This is a genomic window from Stenotrophomonas sp. YJH_SMC_36 (assembly GCF_059369935.1).
The window spans coordinates 198,488-218,050 of the sequence record NZ_JCAFTD010000008.1 but is presented as its reverse complement, the minus strand read 5'-3'; the positions used below and the strand labels follow the sequence as shown (position 1 = coordinate 218,050).

Sequence of the window (19,563 nt, the reverse complement as noted above, 5' to 3'; positions counted from 1 at the left end):
TTCTGTCTTTCGTGGCTGGCAGCCGCAGGAACCTGTCCGTAGCCGGGTGGGTGGGCTGCGCAGGGGCGTAAGCGCCATGGATGGCGCGCCCGAGCCTACAGGGACGTATTCACGGCGTCCCCTGCGCAGCCCACCCACCCGCCCCCCCCCCCAGAAGTCCGCTGTAAGCGCCCCCAGCCACGAGGGGGCTCCGCCGTTGGCCGCCAACTGCGCGCCAGCGCGTTCCGCCCGAATCCCGGAACCATGCGCTTGCTCACGGATTGACCACGCAATTGATGACAACGTTGTCCCCACCTGGCGCCGGACTCTCTCCCCGGCCTCCCAGGTGCCTCCGTCCGGCCCCTCCCGTCGCCTTCCCCGGCGACGCCCGGACCTGCGTCACGCGCGGCGCCATCGGGGCCCGCGCGCCCTTTGATCGGAGACACACCATGTACGACCCGATTGTGCGCAGTGCCGAACGTTCCACCCGAAGCTGTCGTCCCCGCCGCCTGGCCTGGCTGCTTGCGCTGGCCGCCGGTGCCGCCAGCCTGCCGGGCCTGGCCCAGGCCGCCAGCTGTGCCGGCGTGGCCGAATGGGACCAGGCCAAGATCTATCGCGCCGGCGACACCCTGCAGAAGGGCGGCGTGCTGTACCGGGCAAACCAGGACATCTGGAATGCCCCGCCAGACCATCCGGCCGGTGCGCCCTACTACACCAACCTCGGTGCCTGCGATGGCGGCGGCGTCAACCAGCCTCCCGTGGTCAGCCTGACCTCACCGGCCAATGGCGCTACCTTCAGCGCCGGCAGCACCATCAACGTCACCGCCAACGCCAGCGACCCGGACGGCAGCGTCAGCAAGGTGGAATTCTTCCGCGACGGCAGCTCGATCGGCGTGGATACCAGCGCTCCCTACAGCGCCAGCTGGGCCAATGCCAGCGCCGGCAGCCACACCCTGCGCGCGGTGGCCACCGACAACAACAACGCCACCACCAGCACCCCGACCATCACCATCACCGTCAACGCTGCCAGCGGCGATACCACCGCACCCAGCGTGCCCGGCGGGCTGGCGGTGGGCACCCGTACCGCCAGCAGCATCGCGCTGAGCTGGAGTCCGTCCACCGACAACACCGGTGGCAGCGGCGTGGCCGGTTACGATGTGTACCGCAACGGCAGCCTGGTCGGTTCTCCGTCCAGCACCAGCTACGTCGATGGCGGCCTGACCGCGTCCACCACCTACCGCTACCGTGTGCGTGCCCGCGACAACGCCGGCAATGCGTCCGCCCAGGGCACGGAAATCAGCGCCACCACCCTGGCCGGCGACGGTGGCGGCACCGGCAAGCGGGTCATCGGCTACTTCACCCAGTGGGGCATCTACGGCCGCAACTACCGGGTGAAGAACATCGACAGCAGCGGTTCCGCCGCGCGGCTGACCCACATCAACTACGCCTTCGGCAACGTGCGCAACAACCGCTGCGAAGTGGGCGTGACCCAGCCGTCGGATCCGAACAGCGGCGCCGGTGGCGATGCGTTCGCCGATTACACCAAGGCCTTCAGCGCCGCCGAGAGCGTCAGTGGCAGCGCCGATACCTGGGACCAGCCGCTGCGCGGCAACTGGAACCAGCTCAAGCAGCTCAAGGCCAAGCATCCGGGTCTGAAGGTGCTGATCTCGCTGGGTGGCTGGACCTGGTCGCGTGGATTCTCCAGCGCGGCCCGTCCGGAGAACCGCCAGGCCTTCGTCGCCTCCTGCATCGACGCCTACATCAAGGGCAACCTGCCGGTGACCGACGGCGCCGGCGGCACGGGCGCAGCGCTGGGCGTATTCGACGGCATCGACATCGACTGGGAATACCCCGTGGCCTGCGGCATCGAGTGCGGCAAGCCCGAGGACAACGCCAACTTCACCGCACTCATGGCCGAGTTCCGCCGCCAGCTCGATGCGGTGCGTCCGGGCCTTCTGCTGACCGTGGCGGTGGGTGCCGGCATCGACAAGATCCGCGTCACCGACCCGGCGGCCTATCACCCGTACCTGGACTACATCAACGTGATGACCTACGACTTCCACGGTGCGTGGGATGCAAGGACCAATCACCAGTCGGCACTGTTCGATTCGCCGAATGATCCGTCCACCGGCGACCAGAAGCTGTACAACAGCAACGACGCCATCGAGGCCTTCATCAGCCGGGGTGTGCCGGCCGCCAAGCTCAACCTGGGCATCGGCTACTACGGACGTGGCTGGACGGGCGTGGCCAATGCCAACAATGGCCTGTACCAGACCGCCTCAGGCGCCGCACCGGGCACCTATGAGGCCGGCATCGAAGACTGGAAGGTACTGAAGAACCTGGCCTGGCCGGGCTACACCGACAACACCGCCGGCGCCACCTGGATCTACAACGGCAGCACGCTGTGGAGTTTCGACACTCCGGCCAACATCACCCGCAAGATGGGCTACGTGAAGACCCAGGGCCTGGGCGGCGCGTTCGTCTGGGAATTCAGTGGTGACGATGCGCAGGGCACGCTGACCAAGGCCGTCAGCGATGGTCTGAAGTAAGGAAAAGGCCGGGGACGCCGTGCGCCCCCGGCCTTGATCGGATAAGGCATCCGCCGGGCATGGCCCGGCGCTACCGTGGCCGGGCGGGTAGCGCCGGGCCCTGCCCGGCGATATCCCGGTCAGCGCTGGGCCGACAGTTTCTCCAGCGCCGCACGCAGCTGCGCCGGCGGCAGGTAGCCGCCCAGCTGGGTGCCATCGGGCGCGAAGATCGCCGGGGTACCGTTCACCCCCAGCTGCTGTCCGAGCGCGTACTGCATCGCCACCGGATTGGTGCAGTTCTTCGCCGGCACGGTTCCGCCACGCTTGGCATTGGTCAGCGCCTGGCGGCGATCGGCTGCGCACCAGACCGAAATCATGTCGGTGTAATCCTTGCTGCCCAGTCCCATGCGCGGGAAGGCCAGGTACTCGACGCTGATGCCGTTGCGGTTGAGTTCGGCGATGTCCTGGTGCAGCTTGCGGCAATAGCCGCACTCGATGTCGGTGAACACGCTGACCGTGTACTTGGCGTTGGGCGCGGCGAACACGATGCGGTCGCCGTGGTTGGCCTTGGCCAGCAGCGTGCGACGGTAACCGAGCAGGCCCTCGCTGTTGGCCGGCCCCTTGGCCCGGGTGTCATAAGGCTGCGACTGGAACAGGTAGCGGCCGTCGTCGGAGACATACAGCAGCTGACCGGAGACCACCACCTCGCGGAAACCGGGGAAGGGCGCGGCGCCGATGTAATCCACTTCGAAACCGGGGTTGAGCGCGGTCAGCGCGGCGCGCACCGCCTGCTCTGCCGGACCATTGGCAGCCGGGGTGGCCCGGGCGGAGGCGGCGGCAGGCGCCTTGGCCGCAGGGGCCGGCGGAGCCGGCTGGGCGCAGGCCGTCAGGCTGAGCGCGCCGAACACGGCGGCGATGGCGAATCGGAGCATGGAGCATTCCGCAGCAGAAGAGGACCACCGATTCTGACACAGCCGCCCGGGGCGGCGCCGTGGCCCGCTGACGGAAGCCGGACGGGGTTCATCCAGGTCGCTCAACCACGGGGATGGTGGCGGGCGTGCAGCTTCTGCAGGTGTTCACGCGCCACCAGCGTGTAGATCTGGGTGGTCGACAGCGAGCTGTGGCCAAGCAGCATCTGCAGCGCGCGCAGGTCCGCGCCACGGTTGAGCAGATGGGTGGCGAAGCTGTGCCGCAGGCCATGCGGGCTGATGCGGGCCGGATCGATGCCGGCGACCTGCGCGTGGCGCTTGACCAGATGCCAGAACGCCTGCCGCGTGAGCGCGTGCAGCCGGGGCTCGATGAACAGCGGCGTCTGCCCATCGGCGAGTGCCTGCACCCCGCCCTTTCCCACCAGCTGCGGCCGTGAATCCTGCAGGTAACGCTCCAGCCAGTGCTGTGACTCCTCGCCCAGCGGCACCAGCCGCTCCTTGCTGCCCTTGCCGGTCACCCGCAGCACGCCCTGCCGCAGGTTCACCGCCGTTGCCGGCAGCAGTACCAGTTCGCTCACGCGCAGGCCCGCGGCGTACATGAGCTCCAGCATGGCCCGATCGCGCAGCCCCAGCGGACTGCCGACATCCGGCGCGGCCAGCAACGCATCGATCTGGCTTTCGGCCAGCGCCTTGGGCAGCAGTCGTGGCAGCTTCGGCGGATCCAGCAGAGCGCCGGGGTCCTCGCTGCGCTCGCCGCGACGCACGCCATCGGCGAAGAACGCACGCAGCGCCGACAGCAGGCGCGCATTGCTGCGTGGCGACCAGCCATGGCGCGTGCGCCAGGCCAGGTAGTCGAACAACCCGGCGCGTTCGACGCCGGCCAGGCCCCCTTCGCGGCCGTCCAGCCAGCGTGCCAACCCTTCCAGATCGCGACGGTAGCTGTCCAGGGTGGCCCTGGCCAGACCGTTCTCCGCCCAGATGGCATCAAGAAAGCGCTGGATGCGCATGCTGTCGTCGGCACGCAGTGCAGGCAGTTGCTGGACCAGCTGACGGCGCTCGGCGGGGGTGGAAATGACGGCCATGCGTGGAGGATACGAGGGTGACTGCGGACGCGGCCAGCTTTGCGTATGCTCGGCGCATGTCCAGCCCAGCCACCGACGTGTCTTCCACTGCCACGCCCGAGGCGCAGCGCCCCCGTGCGCTGCTGCCGTGGCGCGTGCTGGCGATGGTCTACGACGCGCTGCCCGTGCTCGCGCTGTGGATGCTGGCCGGCACGGCGTTCACCCTGGCCTACACCTTCAGTGGCCATGCACAGCGCGAGAACATCGCGCCCTTCAGTGCCTGGCAATGGCTGTTGTGGGCGGTGTGCTGGGTCGTAACCGGGGCCTATGCAACCGCCAGCTGGCGCCGGGGTGGGCAGACCCTTGGCATGCGGCCGTGGCGGCTGAAACTGGTGTCGGCCGACGGCACCGCGCTGCGGCGCGCGCAGCTGTGGCTGCGGTTCGCCGTGGCAACGCTGTCGCTGCTGCTGGGCGGGCTGGGCTTCTGGTGGGCCCTGCTGGATCGCCAACGCTTGGCGTGGCACGACCGTGCCAGTGGCACGCGTCTGGTGCGGATGCCCAAGCGCTGAAGTGTCCTGCTGGCGCCGGGCATGGCCCGGCGCTGCCAGAATCAGCCTGATTTCCGCCGGAACAGCAGGCCTGACACCACCAGCATCACGATCGGCGGCAGCGCGTAGGCGATGCGGTAGTCGAACTTCAGTGCGCCGGCCATGCGCCCGAAGAACAGCTGCAGCAGCCAGAAGCCCAACGCGAACAGGATGCCGAGGAACAGGCGCTTGCCCATGCCACCACTGCGCAGCGAACCAAACGCGAACGGCACGGCGGCCAGGCACAGCGCCAGTACGTTCACCGGATAGAACCAGCGGCTCCAGTACACATCCTCGAAGTCACGCGCATCCAGGCCGTTGCGCTCGCGATAGGCGATGCTCGTGCTCAGTTCGGACACGCTCAGGTTGCGCGGCTTGGCGATACCGGTCGCCAGTGCCGCCGCGTCCAGCTTGGAATTCCAGGGCTCGCGCGCCACTTCCTCGCGCGTTGCCGAGCGCTCGCCGAAGGTATCGCGGCGCACGCCGGTCAATACCCAGCCGTCCTTGTCATGTTCGGCAGTGGCGGCGTGGGTCAGGGATGCGATCCGCCCGTCTTCGGCGATCCGGTACAGGCGGACGTCACGCAGGATCAATCGCGTTCCCGTGTTGCCGACCAGCTGTTCCTCACCGCTCTGCGCGTTGAGGAAGGTATCGCCTTCGCGTGCCCACATGCCGGAATAACGGGCCACGGCCATGTCCTGGCCCCATTTGGCACTCATCTTCAGCGAATCGGCACGGTTCTGCCCCCACGGGCCCAGCGTCTCGGCGCTGAACACCATCACTGCGGTCAGCAGCGACAGGGCAATCGCCACCGACACGCTCAGGCGTTTGCGGGACAGGCCCAGCGCACGCAGCGCGGTCAGTTCGGAGGTCGCCGCCAGCTGGCCCAGCCCCATCAGCGCGCCGATCACCGCCGCGGTCGGGAAGAAGGTGTAGGCGCGGCGTGGCACCGTATACAGCACCCACGCCGCGGCGTGTCCCAGGGTGTAGCCGTTCTTGCCGATGTCCTTGAACTCGCCGGAGAAGGCCATCACCACGTCCAGGCCGGTCAGCACCGCCCAGGTCAACAGCACGGTGCCGAACACCGCGCGCCCGAGGTAGAAATCGAACCGCATCGGTCGCAGCATCATGCGCGGGCCCCCTTGGGCAGGCTCATGCGTCCATCACGCGCATACATCCAGACCGCGAACGCCAGCAGTGGCAGGGTCAGCCACCACAGGCCCAGCATCGCCGGCAGCTTGCCACTGGCGATCCAGCCGGCGCCGATGAACGTCAGGTTGGTGCCGACCATGTAGGCCAGCAGGGCCAGCATCATGCGCCCATAGCGCTGCTGGCGCGGCGAGCTGCGCCCCAGCGGCACGGTCAGCAGGGCGAACGCCAGGGCGATCAGCGGCGGGGCCAGCCGGCGATGCAGTTCGGCCTGGGCCTGGGTGCGGCCGTCGCCCAGCAGCTGCAGGGTCGACATCAGTTCCGGATCGTCATCCTTGCGGGTCTGCGCACCGTCAGGCAGGGCCACATCGTTGCGGGCGAAGGTGGCCAGCCGGTAATCCAGCGCACCGGCCAGCGGACCCTCGACCTGGTGGCCCTTGTCCAGTTCCAGGAAGCGCTGCCGCTCGCCCTCGAAGTACATGCGGCCGCTGGCGGCAGAGACCACTTCCAGCCGGTCGTCCTTGGCACGCTGCAGGAACACCTTGCCCAGCTGGGTGCCATCGGGCGAGATCGAGGACAGGTAGACCACGCCGCCGTTGGGCAGCGGGGTGAAGCGCCCGGGCTCCAGGCCGGCCATCAGTACGCTGCGGTTGGCGTCCTGCACCATCTGCTCGGCGGTGCGTGAGGCCCACGGCCCCAGCCACAGCGAACAGGCGCCCACCACCGCCACCACCGGCACCACCAGCATCAGCAGCGGCCGCAGCAGGCGCCTGGGGCCCACGCCGATGGCGGTGATCACCGCCATTTCCGAGTCGCGGTAGAGGCGGGCGATCGCCAGCAGCAGGCCCAGCATCAACGCCAGCGGCAGGATCAGCGGCATGTAGACGATGAACTGCAGCGCCAGCTGCGAGAACAGTAGCCTGGCCGGCAGGCGCCCGTCGGCGATGTTGCCGAGGATGTCCACCAGCACGCCGCCCACGCTGACCACCAGCAGGACGATCAGGGTGGCCAGGAAACTCTGGACGAAATCGCCCAGCAGGTAGCGGTCGAGCTTCAACATGGGGCGGTGGTTTAAACTCTGGGGTTCGTTCGCGGTGCCGCCCAGTCTAGCGTCTGGGCGTAAACGGTCCGCGATTGTACGGACTTGCCAATGGAATCTGCTCAATGGCTCTCGAATTCACCCTGAACCACCTCGCCCCGGCCGCCGCCCCCGTTGACTGCCTGGTGGTCGGCGCATACGCCGACCATACCCTGACTCCGGCCGCACAGGCGCTGGATGCCGCCAGCGGCGGCCGCCTGTCGGCCCTCGCCCAGCGCGGCGACCTGTCCGGCAAGACCGGTGCCACCAGCCTGCTGCACGACCTGCCGGGCGTGGCAGCGCCGCGCGTGCTGGTGGTGGGGCTGGGTGAAGCCGCCCGCTTCGGCGTGCCGCAGTACCTGAAGGCCGTAGGCGACGCCGTTCGCGCGCTGAAGGCAGGCGCCACCCGCAGCGCGCTGTTCACCCTGTCTGAAGTGGCTGTGAAGGAGCGCGATGCGGCCTGGGCGATCCGCCAGGCAGTGATCGCTGCCGATCACGCGGCGTACCGCTACACCGCCACGCTGGGCAAGAAGAAGGCCGATGATGCCGGGCTGGCCCAGCTGGCCATCGCCGGTGACGACGCGCAGGCCCTGGCCCAGGGCCAGGCCATTGCTGCCGGTGTCGAGTTCGCCCGCGAACTGGGCAACCTGCCGCCGAACTACTGCACCCCGGCCTACCTGGCCGAAGTCGGCGTGAAGTTCGCCAGCGAGCATGACGGCGCCGAGGCCGAGATCCTCGACGAGACCCAGATGGAAGCCCTGGGCATGGGCTCGCTGCTGGCCGTGGCCCGTGGTTCGGCCAATCGCCCGCGCCTGGTCGTACTGAAATGGACCGGTGCCGGCGACGCCAAGCCCTATGTGCTGGTCGGCAAGGGCATCACCTTCGATACCGGTGGCGTCAACCTGAAGACCCAGGGCGGCATCGAGGAAATGAAGTACGACATGTGCGGCGGCGCCAACGTCATCGGCACCTTCGTCGCTGCGGTCAAGGCCAGGCTGCCGGTGAACCTGGTGGTGGTGGTGCCGGCCGTGGAGAACGCCATCGACGGCAACGCCTACCGCCCGTCCGACGTCATCACCTCGATGTCGGGCAAGACCATCGAAGTCGGCAACACCGACGCCGAAGGCCGCCTGATCCTGTGCGATGCGCTGACCTACGCGCAGCGCTTCGAGCCGGCCGCGCTGGTCGACGTCGCCACCCTGACCGGCGCCTGCATGGTCGCCCTCGGCCATCAGACCGCGGGCCTGATGAGCAAGCACGACGACCTGGCCAACGAGCTGCTGGCCGCCGGCGAGCACGTGTTCGACCGCGCCTGGCGCCTGCCGCTGTGGGATGAGTACCAGCCGATGCTGGATTCGACCTTCGCCGACGTCTACAACATCGGCGGCCGCTGGGCCGGCGCCATCACCGCCGGCTGCTTCCTGTCGCGCTTCGCCGAAGGCCAGCGCTGGGCTCACCTGGACATCGCCGGCGTCGCCAGCGACGAGGGCAAGCGTGGCATGGCCACCGGCCGCCCGGTCGGCCTGCTGAGCCAGTGGCTGCTGGACCAGGCCGCCCGCGCCTGATGCTGTACCAGACCCTGGCCGGCCACCGCCGGCCAGGGCCTCGCCCGGCCAGACCGGGCCCCCGCCTGTTCCGGACCCTGCCATGCCCCGCGCCGACTTCTACCTGATCGCCAAGCCCCGTTTCCTGACCGAGCCGTTGCGCCTGGTCTGCGAGCTGGCACGCAAGGCCAACGATGCCGGCCTGTTCACCCTGGTGCTGGCGCGTGACCAGGCCCAGGCCGAGGAACTGGACGAACTGCTGTGGGCGTTCGATGACGACGCCTACATCCCGCATCAGATTGCCGGCGAGGACATGGACGAGGAAGAAGCGCTGGTGCTGATCGCCGTGCCCGGCACCGAGGCGCCGGCCCGCCCGCTGGTGATCAACCTGCGCGACGACCCCTGGCTGGGCCAGTGCGAGCGCGTGCTGGAAGTGGTCCCGGCCGACCCTGAAGCGCGCGAACCGCTGCGCGAACGCTGGCGCCAGTACAAGGCCGCCGGTTACGACCTGAACAAGCACGACATGTGAGCGCCCCGCGGCCCCCTTGATGGGCCACCCCCGCGCCCTGATCCTTCAACGATTACCTCCTGGTTCCCCCGCATGACCCAACTCGCCTCCAGCTACGACCCGAAGTCCTTCGAGACCGACCTCTACGAGGCCTGGGAGAAGGCCGGCCACTTCAAGCCGTCCGGCCAGGGCGAGCCCTACACCATCCTGCTGCCACCGCCGAATGTGACCGGCACGCTGCACATGGGACACGCCTTCCAGCAGACCCTGATGGATGCGCTGGTGCGTTACCACCGCATGCGCGGCTACGACACGCTGTGGCAGGTCGGCACCGACCACGCCGGCATCGCCACCGAGATGGTGGTCAGCCGCAACCTGGCGCTGGAAGGCAAGGGCGAAACCCGTGACTCGCTGGGCCGCGAAGGCTTCATCGGCAAGGTCTGGGAGTGGAAGCAGCAGTCCGGCGACACCATCGAACGACAGATGCGCCGCCTCGGCACGTCGGCCGACTGGTCGCGCAGCACCTTCACCATGGACCCGCAGCCCTCGGCGGCGGTGATCGAGGCCTTCGTGCGCTGGCATGAGCAGGGCCTGATCTACCGCGGCCAGCGTCTGGTCAACTGGGATCCGGTGCTGAAGACCGCCATCTCCGACCTGGAAGTGGAGAGCGCCGAAGAAGACGGTTTCCTGTGGTCGATCGCCTATCAGCTCGATGATGGTCTGAGCTACGAGCACGTCGAGCGCGACGCCGACGGTAACGAAACCCTGCGCGAGACCCGCGATTACCTGGTGGTGGCCACCACCCGCCCGGAGACCCTGCTGGGCGACACCGCCGTGATGGTGCATCCGGAAGACGAGCGGTACGCGCACCTGATCGGCAAGACCGTGGTGCTGCCGCTGACCGGCCGCCGCGTGCCGGTGATCGCCGATGATTACGTGGACCGCGCGTTCGGTACCGGCGTGGTCAAGGTCACGCCCGCGCATGACTTCAACGATTACCAGGTCGGGGTGCGCCACAGCCTGCCGATGATCAACCTGTTCACTCCGGTGGCGGCGCTGAATGAGAACGCCCCGGAACGCTTCCAGGGCCTGGACCGCTATGAAGCACGCAAGGCCGTGCTGTCCGAGCTGGAAGACCTGGGCATCCTGGTCGAGACCAAGGCGCACAAGCTGCAGGTGCCGCGCGGCGACCGCACCGGCCAGGTGATCGAGCCGTACCTGACCGACCAGTGGTTCGTGAAGATGGACGAGCTGGCCAAGCGCGGCCTGGAGCTGGTCGAAGGTACCGATGGGAAGCCGGGCAGCATCTCCTTCGTGCCGCCGAACTGGATCAACACCTACCGTCACTGGATGGCCAACATCCAGGATTGGTGCATCAGCCGCCAGCTGTGGTGGGGCCACCGCATTCCGGCGTGGTTCGACGCTGCCACCGGCACCTGCTACGTCGGTCGCAGCGAGGATGAGGTGCGGGCAAAGCACGAGCTCGGCAGCGATGTCGTGCTGAACCAGGAAAGCGACGTGCTGGAAACGTGGTTCTCCTCCCAGCTGTGGCCGTTCTCCACCCTGGGCTGGCCGAACGAACAGGCCATGGCCGAGCGTGGCTTCGACCGCTACCTGCCGTCGTCGGTGCTGGTCACCGGCTTCGACATCATCTTCTTCTGGGTGGCCCGCATGATCATGGCCACCGACAACCTGACCGGAAAGATTCCGTTCAAGGACGTCTACTTCACCGGCCTGATCCGCGACGGACAAGGCCAGAAGATGTCCAAGAGCAAGGGCAACGTGCTCGACCCGCTGGACATCATCGATGGCATCAGCATCGATGACCTGGTCGCCAAGCGCACCGGCGGCCTGATGCAGCCGAAGATGGTGGAGAAGATCGAGAAAGCCACGCGCAGGGAGTTCCCGGACGGCATCGCCGCCCACGGCGCCGACGCGCTGCGCTTCACCATCGCGGCGCTGGCCACCCATGGCCGCGACATCAAGTTCGACATGAACCGAGCCGAAGGCTACAAGAACTTCTGCAACAAGCTGTGGAATGCCAGCCGCTTCGCGCTGATGAACACCGAAGGTGCGGCGTTCAGCGGCGTGCCGACACCGCGCACCGATGCCGAGCGCTGGATCCTTGCACGCCTGGCGGCCACCACCGCTGAAGCGCAGGGCCACTTCGCCGCCTACCGCTTCGACCTGCTGGCGCAGTGCCTGTACGAGTTCGCGTGGAATGCGTTCTGCGACTGGTTCCTCGAACTGAGCAAGCCGGCGCTGAGCGGCAGCGACGCAGCGGATGCCGAAAGCACCCGCCACACCCTGCTGTATGTGCTGGAAGCCCTGCTGCGCCTGCTGCACCCGTTGACGCCGTTCATCACCGAACAGCTGTGGCAGCAGCTCGCCCCGCGCCTGGGCCTGGCCGAAACCACGCTGTCGCTGCGCCCCTACCCGACCGCAGCCGAGTTCCAGGGCGATTTCGCCCAGGCCGAGGCCGACGTCGAATGGCTCAAGGCGGTGATCAGCGCGGTGCGCCGCGTGCGCAGCGAACTGAACGTCGCACCGTCCAGGCTGGTGCCCCTGCGCCTGCAGGCCGGCCAGCAGCAGGATCGTGCCCGCGTCGAACGCTTCAGTGCGTCGCTGTCGTTCCTGCTGAAGCTGGACAGCGTGCAGTGGCTGGGCGAAGGCGAAAGCGCTCCGCCTGCGGCCGCCGCCATCGTCGGTGAGTTGAAGCTGCTGGTGCCGCTGGAAGGCCTGGTCGATCTGGATGCCGAACGTGCACGCCTGGACAAGGAGATCAAGCGCGTGGAAGGCGAGCAGGAGAAGAGCGAAACCAAGCTGGCCCGGTTCACCGACAAGGTGCCGGCTGCGGTGGTCGAGCAGGAGCGCGTGCGCCTGGCCGACTGGAACACCCAGCTGGCCGGCCTGCGCGAACAACGCGCGAAGCTGTAACAGCCGACCGGCGGGTGCGGATCCAGGTCCGCACCCGCCCAGGTCTTTTGGCATCATCAGAGGATGCCGCTTTCGATCTTCCTGCTGGTTCTCGCCGCTGCCGCGCTGCATGCCAGCTGGAACGCCATCGTCAAGCGTGGCGCCGACAAGCTCCTCGGCACCGTGCTCGTCACCGGCAGCGCCGCACTGCTGTCCGCCGCGCTGCTGCCTCTCCTTCCTCTGCCGGACGTGACCAGCTGGCCGTGGCTGGCGGCCTCGGTACTGCTGCAGGTGGTCTATTACGCGCTGGTCGCGCGCTGCTATCAGCAGGTGGACATGAGCCTGGCGTATCCGCTCATGCGCGGTTGCGCACCGATCCTGGTCGCGCTGGCCGGCACCGTGCTCGGCGAATCACTGCCCGCAGCGGCGTGGCTGGGCGTGGCGCTGGTCAGCAGCGGCATCCTGGCCATGGCACTGGGCGCGCGCGCAGGCCAGCTCGGCCTGCCGCTGCTGACGGCGACGATGATCGCAACCTACACCCTGGTCGATGCGCACGGCGCGCGCCTGTCGGGCAGCCCGCTGGCCTACACGTTGTGGCTGTTCCTGCTGTCGGGCATCCCGCTGCCGCTGTGGGCGTTGTACACCCGCCGCAGCGCGGTGCTGACCTATGCGCGCCAGCATTGGCCGCTGGGCCTGGCCGGCGGCGTGGGCACCACCGCGTCCTATGCGATGGCACTGTGGGCGATGACCCAGGTACCGGTCGCGATGGTGTCGGCCCTGCGCGAGTCCTCGATCCTGTTCGCCCTGCTGATCTCGGCATTCCTGCTGCGTGAACGGATACCGCGCGTGCGCTGGCTGGCGGCGTCGCTGATCGTCAGCGGAGTGCTGGCCCTGCGGCTGGCGTGAGCCACACGTGCCCGCCAAGGTTGGCACCTGCCGCCAGCGCCCGGCCGTACCGGCGGGCAACGCGGCGCATGCCGGTTACAGCGGCGGCATCGTCTGCAGGTCGCCCTCGACCAGCTCGATCGCCATCACCACCGCGTCCTCGCGTCCCTGCGCGGCCGGGTAATAGCGCGGACGCCGGCCGATCTCGTTGAACCCTTCGCTGTGATACAGCGCCAGCGCCGGCGCATTGGACGGGCGCACTTCCAGGAACACACGCTGGGCACCGCGATCACCAGCCAGCTGCACCAGCGCACGCAGCAGCTGCCGCCCCAGCCCGCGTGACTGCACCAGCGGATCGATGCAGATGTTCAGCACATGCGCCTCGTCGGCAGCGATGCTCAGCACGCCGTAGCCGAGCAGCTGGCCATCGCGCTCCATTGCCAGACCGGGATAACCCGCACGCAGGCAATCGATGAATATGCCGCGGGTCCACGGGAAGGGATAGCCACGCACCTCGATCGCCATCACCTCGGCAAGATCGCTCTCGCGCAGCGCCCGCAGGCGCACCGGGCCGGGCTGGCTGACCGCACTCACGGCGCGCCCCGCTTGCGCAGGGCGCGCAGCTGCGGCCACAGCGCGCGCTTGGCGGCTGGATCACGGCGCAGCTGCTCCAACGGCCAGCTGTCCATCAGCGCCTGCGTCGCGGCATCGTTGGGGTTGCAGCCGGATGCGCGCAGCAGCGCGATCTGCAGGCGATCAGGCAGACGTACCGCCGGCTGCCGGGTGGTGCCCGCCGAGGCTGCGCGTGCCGCCTGAGGTTCGGTTGCCGGCACCACGGCGGGCGCGGTGCGAGGCGGCGGCGACGGACTCCGCGGCTGGCGCGGTGCCGGCTCCACCGCTGCCGGTTCGGGCTGGCGTGACGGAGACTGCGCTGCCGGGGGGGTGGCCGCATCGGCGTCGGCCACGCTCAGCTGCAATGCAGCGTCCAGCTCCGCGGCGAGCTGGCCGTCGTGATAGACGGTATAGCCCATCGCCTGCAGCCAGGCCTGCTGGGCCGGTGACCACAGCACGGGCAGATCCTGGCTCACGCGGCCTCGGACTTCTTGCGCAGGCGCTGCACCGCCCACATCACCGGGCCGGACAGGGCATACAGGATGCCCACGGCGAACAGGACGCGCGGCAGGTCGATCACCGCGATCGCGATGGCCATCGGTACCAGTGCCAGGACCAGGAACGGCACCCGGTCGGAACGGGAATCCTTGGCGGCACCGCCCTTGAAGCTCCAGAAGCGGATGCGGCTGACCATCAGCAGCGCAGCGACCAGCGTCACCGCCAGCGCCACATAGCGCAGCTGATTGCCATCCCAGCCCAGGTTGCCATCGGCGAAGGCCCAGACGAACGACATCATCAGCCCGGCAGCAGCCGGGCTGGCCAGGCCGACGAACCAGCGCTTGTCCACCACCGCGACCTGTGTATTGAAGCGGGCCAGGCGCAGCGCCGCACATGCGGCGTACAGGAACGCCACGGCCCAGCCGACACGGCCCAGCAGGGGATCATCGAATTTCAGCCAGGACAGCGACCAGTGGTACATCACCAGTGCCGGCGCCATGCCGAAGCTGACCAGGTCGGCCAGCGAGTCGTACTGCACGCCGAACTCGCTGCTGGTGCCGGTCAGGCGCGCGACACGGCCATCCAGGCCGTCCATCACCGCCGCCACGAACACCGCGATGCTGGCATTGACGAAATCCCCGTTGGCAGCGGCGATGATCGCGTAGAAGCCCGCGAACAGGCCCGCAGTGGTGAACAGGTTGGGCAGCAGATAAATCGTGCGCGAACGCGGCGGCGGTGTGATCGGGTCCATGGAATCCAGTTTAATCGACTTGCCAGCGGTCGGTGCCAATGCTGCAATCGGCGTTCTACGCCCATTCTGCGGAGTTTGCCATGCGTGCCCTGTCCTGCCTGGGATGCCTGCTGCTGTTGGCCAGTTCCAGTGCCATGGCCGGCCCCGTCTACAAGTGGAAGGACGCCAACGGCGTCACCCAGTATTCGGAAACCCCGCCAGCAGGCAGGACCTACGAGACCCGGGCGCAGGCGCGCTCGGCGCCATCGGCTGACAGCGCCGAACGCCCGGCCGCACCCGTACCGGAGCAGTGCAGCACCGCCCGTGCCAACCTGGCCCTGCTGGAAGGCTCCGGCCAGGTGATGCAGGACACCGACGGCGACGGCAAGGGCGACACCGTACTGACCGCGGAGCAGCGCACCGCGCAGAAGGGACTGGCTGAAGCCAGCATCAAGGCCTACTGCCCAGCAGCCGGTTGAGGGGTCGGCAGGGCTGCGCCCTGCACCTGCTTCAGGCAACGGCAACGTCAAATGCCAAAGCGGCTCTGGTTTTCTGCTGGTCTGGCGGGGCGGTGTGGGCTGGCAGGACACGCCGTAAACCCATCCATGGGGCTACATCGAATCAAAAATGGGGTCAGATCCGTTTCCGCAGGAAAACGGATCTGACCCCAGGGCATGTCCTGGCAGGTCGCAGAGATCTGTCGAAGGCGGGGCGGGTCCGGTGGCAGGGGTGTGAGCGGCATGGATGCCGCGACCAAGCCCCCGTGGACGGGTTTACGGCGTCCCCTGCCACCGGATCCACCCCGCCATCCCACGCGAAGCCCGCTGTTGCTGTGGCAGTTGAAGTTGCCTGAGGCGGGTGCAGGGCGCAGCCCTGCCGATACCCTCCCCCCGCCCGGGCTGGCAGAATAGGGATCTCTGCCGTAGACCGAAGCCGACGATGCGCCTCTCCCAGTTCCACCTGCACACCACCAAGGAAACCCCCAGCGACGCGGAGCTGACCAGCCACCGCCTGATGCTGCGTGCGGGCATGATCCGCAAGCTCGCCTCCGGCCTGTACACCTGGTCGCCGCTGGGACTGCGCGTGCTGCGCAAGGTCGAACGCATCGTGCGGGAGGAAATGGATCGCGCCGGCGCCGTGGAGTTCCAGATTCCGACCATCCAGCCCAAGGAGCTGTGGGAGCAGACCGGCCGCTGGCAGAAGTTCGGGCCGCAGCTGCTGAAGATCAAGGATCGCAAGGACCAGGTGTTCTGCTATAGCCCGACCGCCGAGGAAGCCGCGTGCGACTTCGCGCGCAGCGAACTGTCCAGCTACAAGCAGCTGCCGGTGAACTTCTATCAGATCCAGACCAAGTTCCGCGATGAGATCCGCCCGCGCTTCGGCGTGATGCGTGCACGCGAATTCCTGATGAAGGACGCCTATTCGTTCCACCTGCACGATGAGTGCCTGGTGCGCGAGTACGAGAACATGAAGGCCGCCTACAGCCGCATCTTCACCCGGCTGGGCCTGGACTTCCGCATGGTGCAGGCCGATTCCGGCGCGATCGGTGGCGACGCGTCGCAGGAATTCCATGTGATCGCCGATTCGGGCGAGGACGCGCTGGTGTTCTCCACCGGCTCGGACTACGCGGCCAACATGGAAGCGGCGATCGCCGCGGAACCGGCACCGCGCGCGGCAGCCGGCGAGACGATGCGCAAGGTCGAGACCCCCACCCAGAAGACCTGCGAGGACGTTGCCGCCCTGCTCGGCATCGCGCTGCAGCGCACGGTGAAGTCGGTGGCGCTGATGACCGACGAAGGGTTCGTGCTGGTGCTGGTCCGTGGCGACCACGAGGTCAACGAGATCAAGCTGGGCAAGGTTCCCGGCCTGGAAGAGCAGCGCTTTGCCAGCGAAGCGGAGATCGCCGAGTACCTGGGCAGCGTGCCCGGCTTCCTCGGCCCGGTTTCACCGGCCAAGGCGATCCGCGTGGTGGCCGACCGCGAAGTGGCGGCGATGTCCGATTTCGTGGTCGGTGCCAATGAAGCGGGCTTCCACTTGGCTGGAGTCAACTGGGGCCGCGACCTGCCGGAACCGGAAGTGGTCGATATCCGCAACGTGCGTGCCGGTGACCGTGCGCTGGACGGCGGCGAGTTGAAGATCGCCCGTGGCATCGAAGTCGGCCACGTGTTCCAGCTTGGCCGCAAGTACGCCGAAGCACTGGACGCCACCGTACTGGACGAGAACGGCAAGGCCGCAGTGATGGCAATGGGCTGCTACGGGATCGGCATCTCGCGCGTGGTCGCTGCCGCGATCGAACAGAATCATGACGATGCCGGCATCATCTGGCCGGACGCGATGGCGCCGTGGCAGGTGGTGGTGTGCGTCATCAACCCCAAGGGCGATGCCGCTGTGGCCGAAGCCGCTGCCGGCCTGCTGCAGGAACTGCGCGATGCCGGTCTCGATGCCGCGCTGGATGATCGCGGGCTGCGCCCGGGTGCGATGTTTGCCGACATGGAGTTGATCGGCATCCCGCATCGCGTGGTGGTCAGCGAGCGCGGCCTGGCGGCCGGCACGTACGAGTACCGCTCGCGACGTGCCAGCGAAGCCGAAAGCCTGGATAAGGCTACCCTGCTGCAACGCCTGCAGGGTTGAGTGACAGGACCGGGGCATGCCCCGGTCTTTTTCTTTGTACCGGCGGTGGGCCGGTGAATATGCAACTGGACATAATCCGGTCAAAATGGTCACGATGCAGTCGGTCCATCGCCATACCCTGACATGCATGATTTGTACTGGATTTAATTCATCATTATCCTGTGCGCCGACGCCACGGACCGGCTCGTCCCTGTCCCCTATTAGTTTCCGGAGTAACCGTAGATGAGCATCGACCTGACCGGCCTGTCGGCACGCGAGCTGGGCGCATTGATCCGCACCGCGAAAAAGCAGCAGACCATCGTCGCCAAGCGTCGCCCGATCGCCAAGGTGCGGGCCCAGCTGAGCAAGCTGGCCAAGACCGAGGGTTACACCATCGAGGAGTTGTTCGGTACCGCTACCACGGCTGCCAAGCCACGCGCCCGCAAGGCAGCGGCGCCGTCCAAGACCGCCGGCCGCAAGCTGGGCAAGGTCGCCCCGAAGTACCGCAACCCGGCCAACCCGAAGGAAACCTGGACCGGCCGTGGCAAGCAGCCGCGCTGGATGGCCGAGCTGACCGCCAAGGGCAGCAAGAAGCCGGAAGATTTCCTGATCAAGAAGGCCTGAGGCCGGATCGGAAAGAATGAAGAACGCCGGCGCAAGCCGGCGTTCTTCATTCCATCACAACGTCTTGCGCGCCGGCATCAAGAGGTTGCCGAACAGCAGGCCCGCCACCAGCGCCATCACCACGTTGAGCACGGTCAGGAACACGCTCTGGCCGGCACCGACATCCTGCTGCTGGACGAGCGTCAGCACGCCACGCAGGCTGGTGCTGCCAGGGACCATCATGATGATGCCCGGCAGGCGGATGATCGCACCCGGACGCCCGGCCAGCCGACCGAACAGGTTGCCGCCGGCGGTCAGCACCATCGCCGACAGGAAGATGCCTGCCGGTGCCCCCCAGGCGTGCCCGCCAAACTTGGAAATGGCATAGCCGGCCACGGACGCGGCAATCACCCAGGGATAATCGCGACGGCTGGCCTTGAACAGCATCGCGAAGGCGAAGGCCGCGGTCAGCAGCGACCCCCACTCCACCCACGGTCCCTGCGGTCGCGAGGCACGGATCACCGGGTCCAGGCCCAGCACATCGGCCAGGGTCACCGCGATCATCGCGCCGACGCTCAGTTTCATGATCGTGGTCAGCGCACCGGCAAACCGCGCGGTGCCTGACACCCAGTGCTGGCTGGCCAGTTCGTTGACCGCATTGGTCAGCGACATGCCGGGCAGCAGCACCACCAGCGAGGCGATGATCACCGTGTTGAGGTTGAGCGCGCCGACAAACGAAGCGACCAAGGTGGCAACCAGGCCAGCCAGCAGCGCGGCCAGCGCCTCGGCGGCCTCGCGGGTCGCCGGGCGACGGTCGGTGACCATGCCGAGCAGGCCGATCATCAGGCCGATGACACCGGCGGTGGCGATGTCCAGCCAGGGCAGCTTCCACATGCCGGCGACGCCGGCCGCGCCGAGCGTGAACGAGAGGATGGTGCGGAGCTTGCCGCGACGGCCGGGATCCTTGTCCAGCTGACGCAGCGCGGTGTGCCCCTGCGCGATGCTCATCCGCCCGTTGGCCACTTCCTCGGCGATCCGGTCGGCGACACTGAGCTTGTGCAGGTCGTTCTCGCCCGGTGCCAGGCGGATCACGCGGGTGATGTCGCTGGAGCCAATCGCCTGGGCCGGGTCGCTGAAGCTGAGGATGATGCCGGTGGGGTTAGACCACGGTTCACAATCGAGATCGAGCTGTTTTGCCAGTGCGACCACGGCCGTTTCCAGACGCTGGGCCGTGGTGCCGTAGCTGTGGAGGCGGCCGGCGATCTCGGAAACGAAGGCCACGCGCTGCGCGTAGGTGGCCTGGGGCGTGGGGATCGTGTGAGCGTCTGCGGACATGCGCCGTAGTA

At 67.9% G+C, this 19,563-nt stretch carries 17 protein-coding genes; 9 read left to right on the top strand and 8 right to left on the bottom strand.

The features are described from left to right. Nucleotides 1–428 precede the first annotated feature (428 nt). Complete coding sequence (locus AC5P76_RS16600; RefSeq protein WP_065175337.1) at nucleotides 429–2,528, top strand: glycosyl hydrolase family 18 protein; 2,100 nt, start codon at nucleotides 429–431, stop codon at nucleotides 2,526–2,528. 119 nt (nucleotides 2,529–2,647) lie between these two features. Here AC5P76_RS16600 and AC5P76_RS16595 read toward each other — a convergent pair whose 3' ends face one another. Continuing rightward, entirely contained in the window at nucleotides 2,648–3,439 is a 792-nt protein-coding gene (locus tag AC5P76_RS16595) for a DsbC family protein (RefSeq protein ID WP_065182489.1), read from the bottom strand. A gap of 101 nt (nucleotides 3,440–3,540) precedes the next feature. Further along, nucleotides 3,541–4,518 carry a site-specific tyrosine recombinase XerD gene (xerD, locus tag AC5P76_RS16590; RefSeq protein ID WP_253120252.1) on the bottom strand — a complete coding sequence of 326 codons (978 nt, stop codon included), beginning with the start codon at nucleotides 4,516–4,518 and terminating at the stop codon, nucleotides 3,541–3,543. Nucleotides 4,519–4,574: 56 nt separating this feature from the next. On the opposite strand from xerD, the gene AC5P76_RS16585 reads away from it, so the two are divergent. After that, on the top strand, nucleotides 4,575–5,066 hold the full coding sequence (locus AC5P76_RS16585) for an RDD family protein (RefSeq protein WP_065175339.1): 492 nt from the start codon (nucleotides 4,575–4,577) through the stop codon (nucleotides 5,064–5,066). Between the two features lie 41 nt (nucleotides 5,067–5,107). On the opposite strand, the gene lptG is transcribed toward AC5P76_RS16585, so the two are convergent. Together lptG and lptF are read right to left on the bottom strand one after the other, a co-directional pair. Continuing rightward, complete coding sequence (gene lptG, locus AC5P76_RS16580; protein WP_053516943.1) at nucleotides 5,108–6,214, bottom strand: LPS export ABC transporter permease LptG; 1,107 nt, start codon at nucleotides 6,212–6,214, stop codon at nucleotides 5,108–5,110. Next, complete coding sequence (gene lptF, locus AC5P76_RS16575; RefSeq protein WP_253120250.1) at nucleotides 6,211–7,293, bottom strand: LPS export ABC transporter permease LptF; 1,083 nt, start codon at nucleotides 7,291–7,293, stop codon at nucleotides 6,211–6,213. Before lptF ends, lptG begins: the two co-directional genes overlap by 4 nt. A gap of 104 nt (nucleotides 7,294–7,397) precedes the next feature. Here lptF and AC5P76_RS16570 point away from each other — a divergent pair, with 104 nt between their 5' ends. The 4 genes from AC5P76_RS16570 (at nucleotide 7,398) to AC5P76_RS16555 (ending at nucleotide 13,185) form a co-directional block, all read left to right on the top strand. After that, nucleotides 7,398–8,876 (top strand): leucyl aminopeptidase, encoded by a 1,479-nt coding sequence (locus tag AC5P76_RS16570; protein ID WP_111186579.1) that lies wholly within the window; start codon nucleotides 7,398–7,400, stop codon nucleotides 8,874–8,876. A gap of 82 nt (nucleotides 8,877–8,958) precedes the next feature. Continuing rightward, the gene (locus AC5P76_RS16565; RefSeq protein WP_004154132.1) at nucleotides 8,959–9,384 is read left to right on the top strand and encodes a DNA polymerase III subunit chi; all 426 of its coding nucleotides are present in this window, start codon (nucleotides 8,959–8,961) and stop codon (nucleotides 9,382–9,384) included. A 72-nt stretch (nucleotides 9,385–9,456) separates the two neighbouring features. After that, nucleotides 9,457–12,300, top strand: coding sequence for a valine--tRNA ligase (locus AC5P76_RS16560; protein ID WP_197600669.1), 2,844 nt, complete (start codon nucleotides 9,457–9,459; stop codon nucleotides 12,298–12,300). 63 nt (nucleotides 12,301–12,363) lie between these two features. Then, entirely contained in the window at nucleotides 12,364–13,185 is an 822-nt protein-coding gene (locus AC5P76_RS16555) for an EamA family transporter (protein WP_111186577.1), read from the top strand. Between the two features lie 75 nt (nucleotides 13,186–13,260). Here AC5P76_RS16555 and rimI read toward each other — a convergent pair whose 3' ends face one another. From rimI to pssA, 3 genes are read right to left on the bottom strand one after another with little or no spacing between them, the layout of a single operon-like run. Continuing rightward, on the bottom strand, nucleotides 13,261–13,758 hold the full coding sequence (rimI, locus tag AC5P76_RS16550; RefSeq protein ID WP_053516950.1) for a ribosomal protein S18-alanine N-acetyltransferase: 498 nt from the start codon (nucleotides 13,756–13,758) through the stop codon (nucleotides 13,261–13,263). After that, nucleotides 13,755–14,195, bottom strand: coding sequence for a hypothetical protein (locus AC5P76_RS16545; RefSeq protein ID WP_253120256.1), 441 nt, complete (start codon nucleotides 14,193–14,195; stop codon nucleotides 13,755–13,757). The genes rimI and AC5P76_RS16545 overlap by 4 nt, the downstream gene beginning before the upstream one ends. A gap of 53 nt (nucleotides 14,196–14,248) precedes the next feature. Beyond that, the gene (pssA, locus tag AC5P76_RS16540; protein ID WP_053516952.1) at nucleotides 14,249–15,025 is read right to left on the bottom strand and encodes a CDP-diacylglycerol--serine O-phosphatidyltransferase; all 777 of its coding nucleotides are present in this window, start codon (nucleotides 15,023–15,025) and stop codon (nucleotides 14,249–14,251) included. An 80-nt stretch (nucleotides 15,026–15,105) separates the two neighbouring features. On the opposite strand from pssA, the gene AC5P76_RS16535 reads away from it, so the two are divergent. The 3 genes from AC5P76_RS16535 (at nucleotide 15,106) to AC5P76_RS16525 (ending at nucleotide 18,238) form a co-directional block, all read left to right on the top strand. Then, nucleotides 15,106–15,483, top strand: coding sequence for a DUF4124 domain-containing protein (locus tag AC5P76_RS16535; RefSeq protein ID WP_197572565.1), 378 nt, complete (start codon nucleotides 15,106–15,108; stop codon nucleotides 15,481–15,483). Between the two features lie 460 nt (nucleotides 15,484–15,943). Beyond that, entirely contained in the window at nucleotides 15,944–17,635 is a 1,692-nt protein-coding gene (locus AC5P76_RS16530) for a proline--tRNA ligase (RefSeq protein WP_180875768.1), read from the top strand. A gap of 222 nt (nucleotides 17,636–17,857) precedes the next feature. Then, a complete protein-coding gene (locus tag AC5P76_RS16525; protein ID WP_053516955.1) occupies nucleotides 17,858–18,238 on the top strand; it encodes an H-NS histone family protein in 381 nt (126 codons plus the stop codon). A gap of 54 nt (nucleotides 18,239–18,292) precedes the next feature. Here the strand turns inward: AC5P76_RS16525 and AC5P76_RS16520 are convergent, their stop codons facing one another. Continuing rightward, nucleotides 18,293–19,552, bottom strand: coding sequence for a threonine/serine exporter family protein (locus AC5P76_RS16520; protein WP_053516956.1), 1,260 nt, complete (start codon nucleotides 19,550–19,552; stop codon nucleotides 18,293–18,295). Between the last annotated feature and the right edge of the window lie 11 nt (nucleotides 19,553–19,563).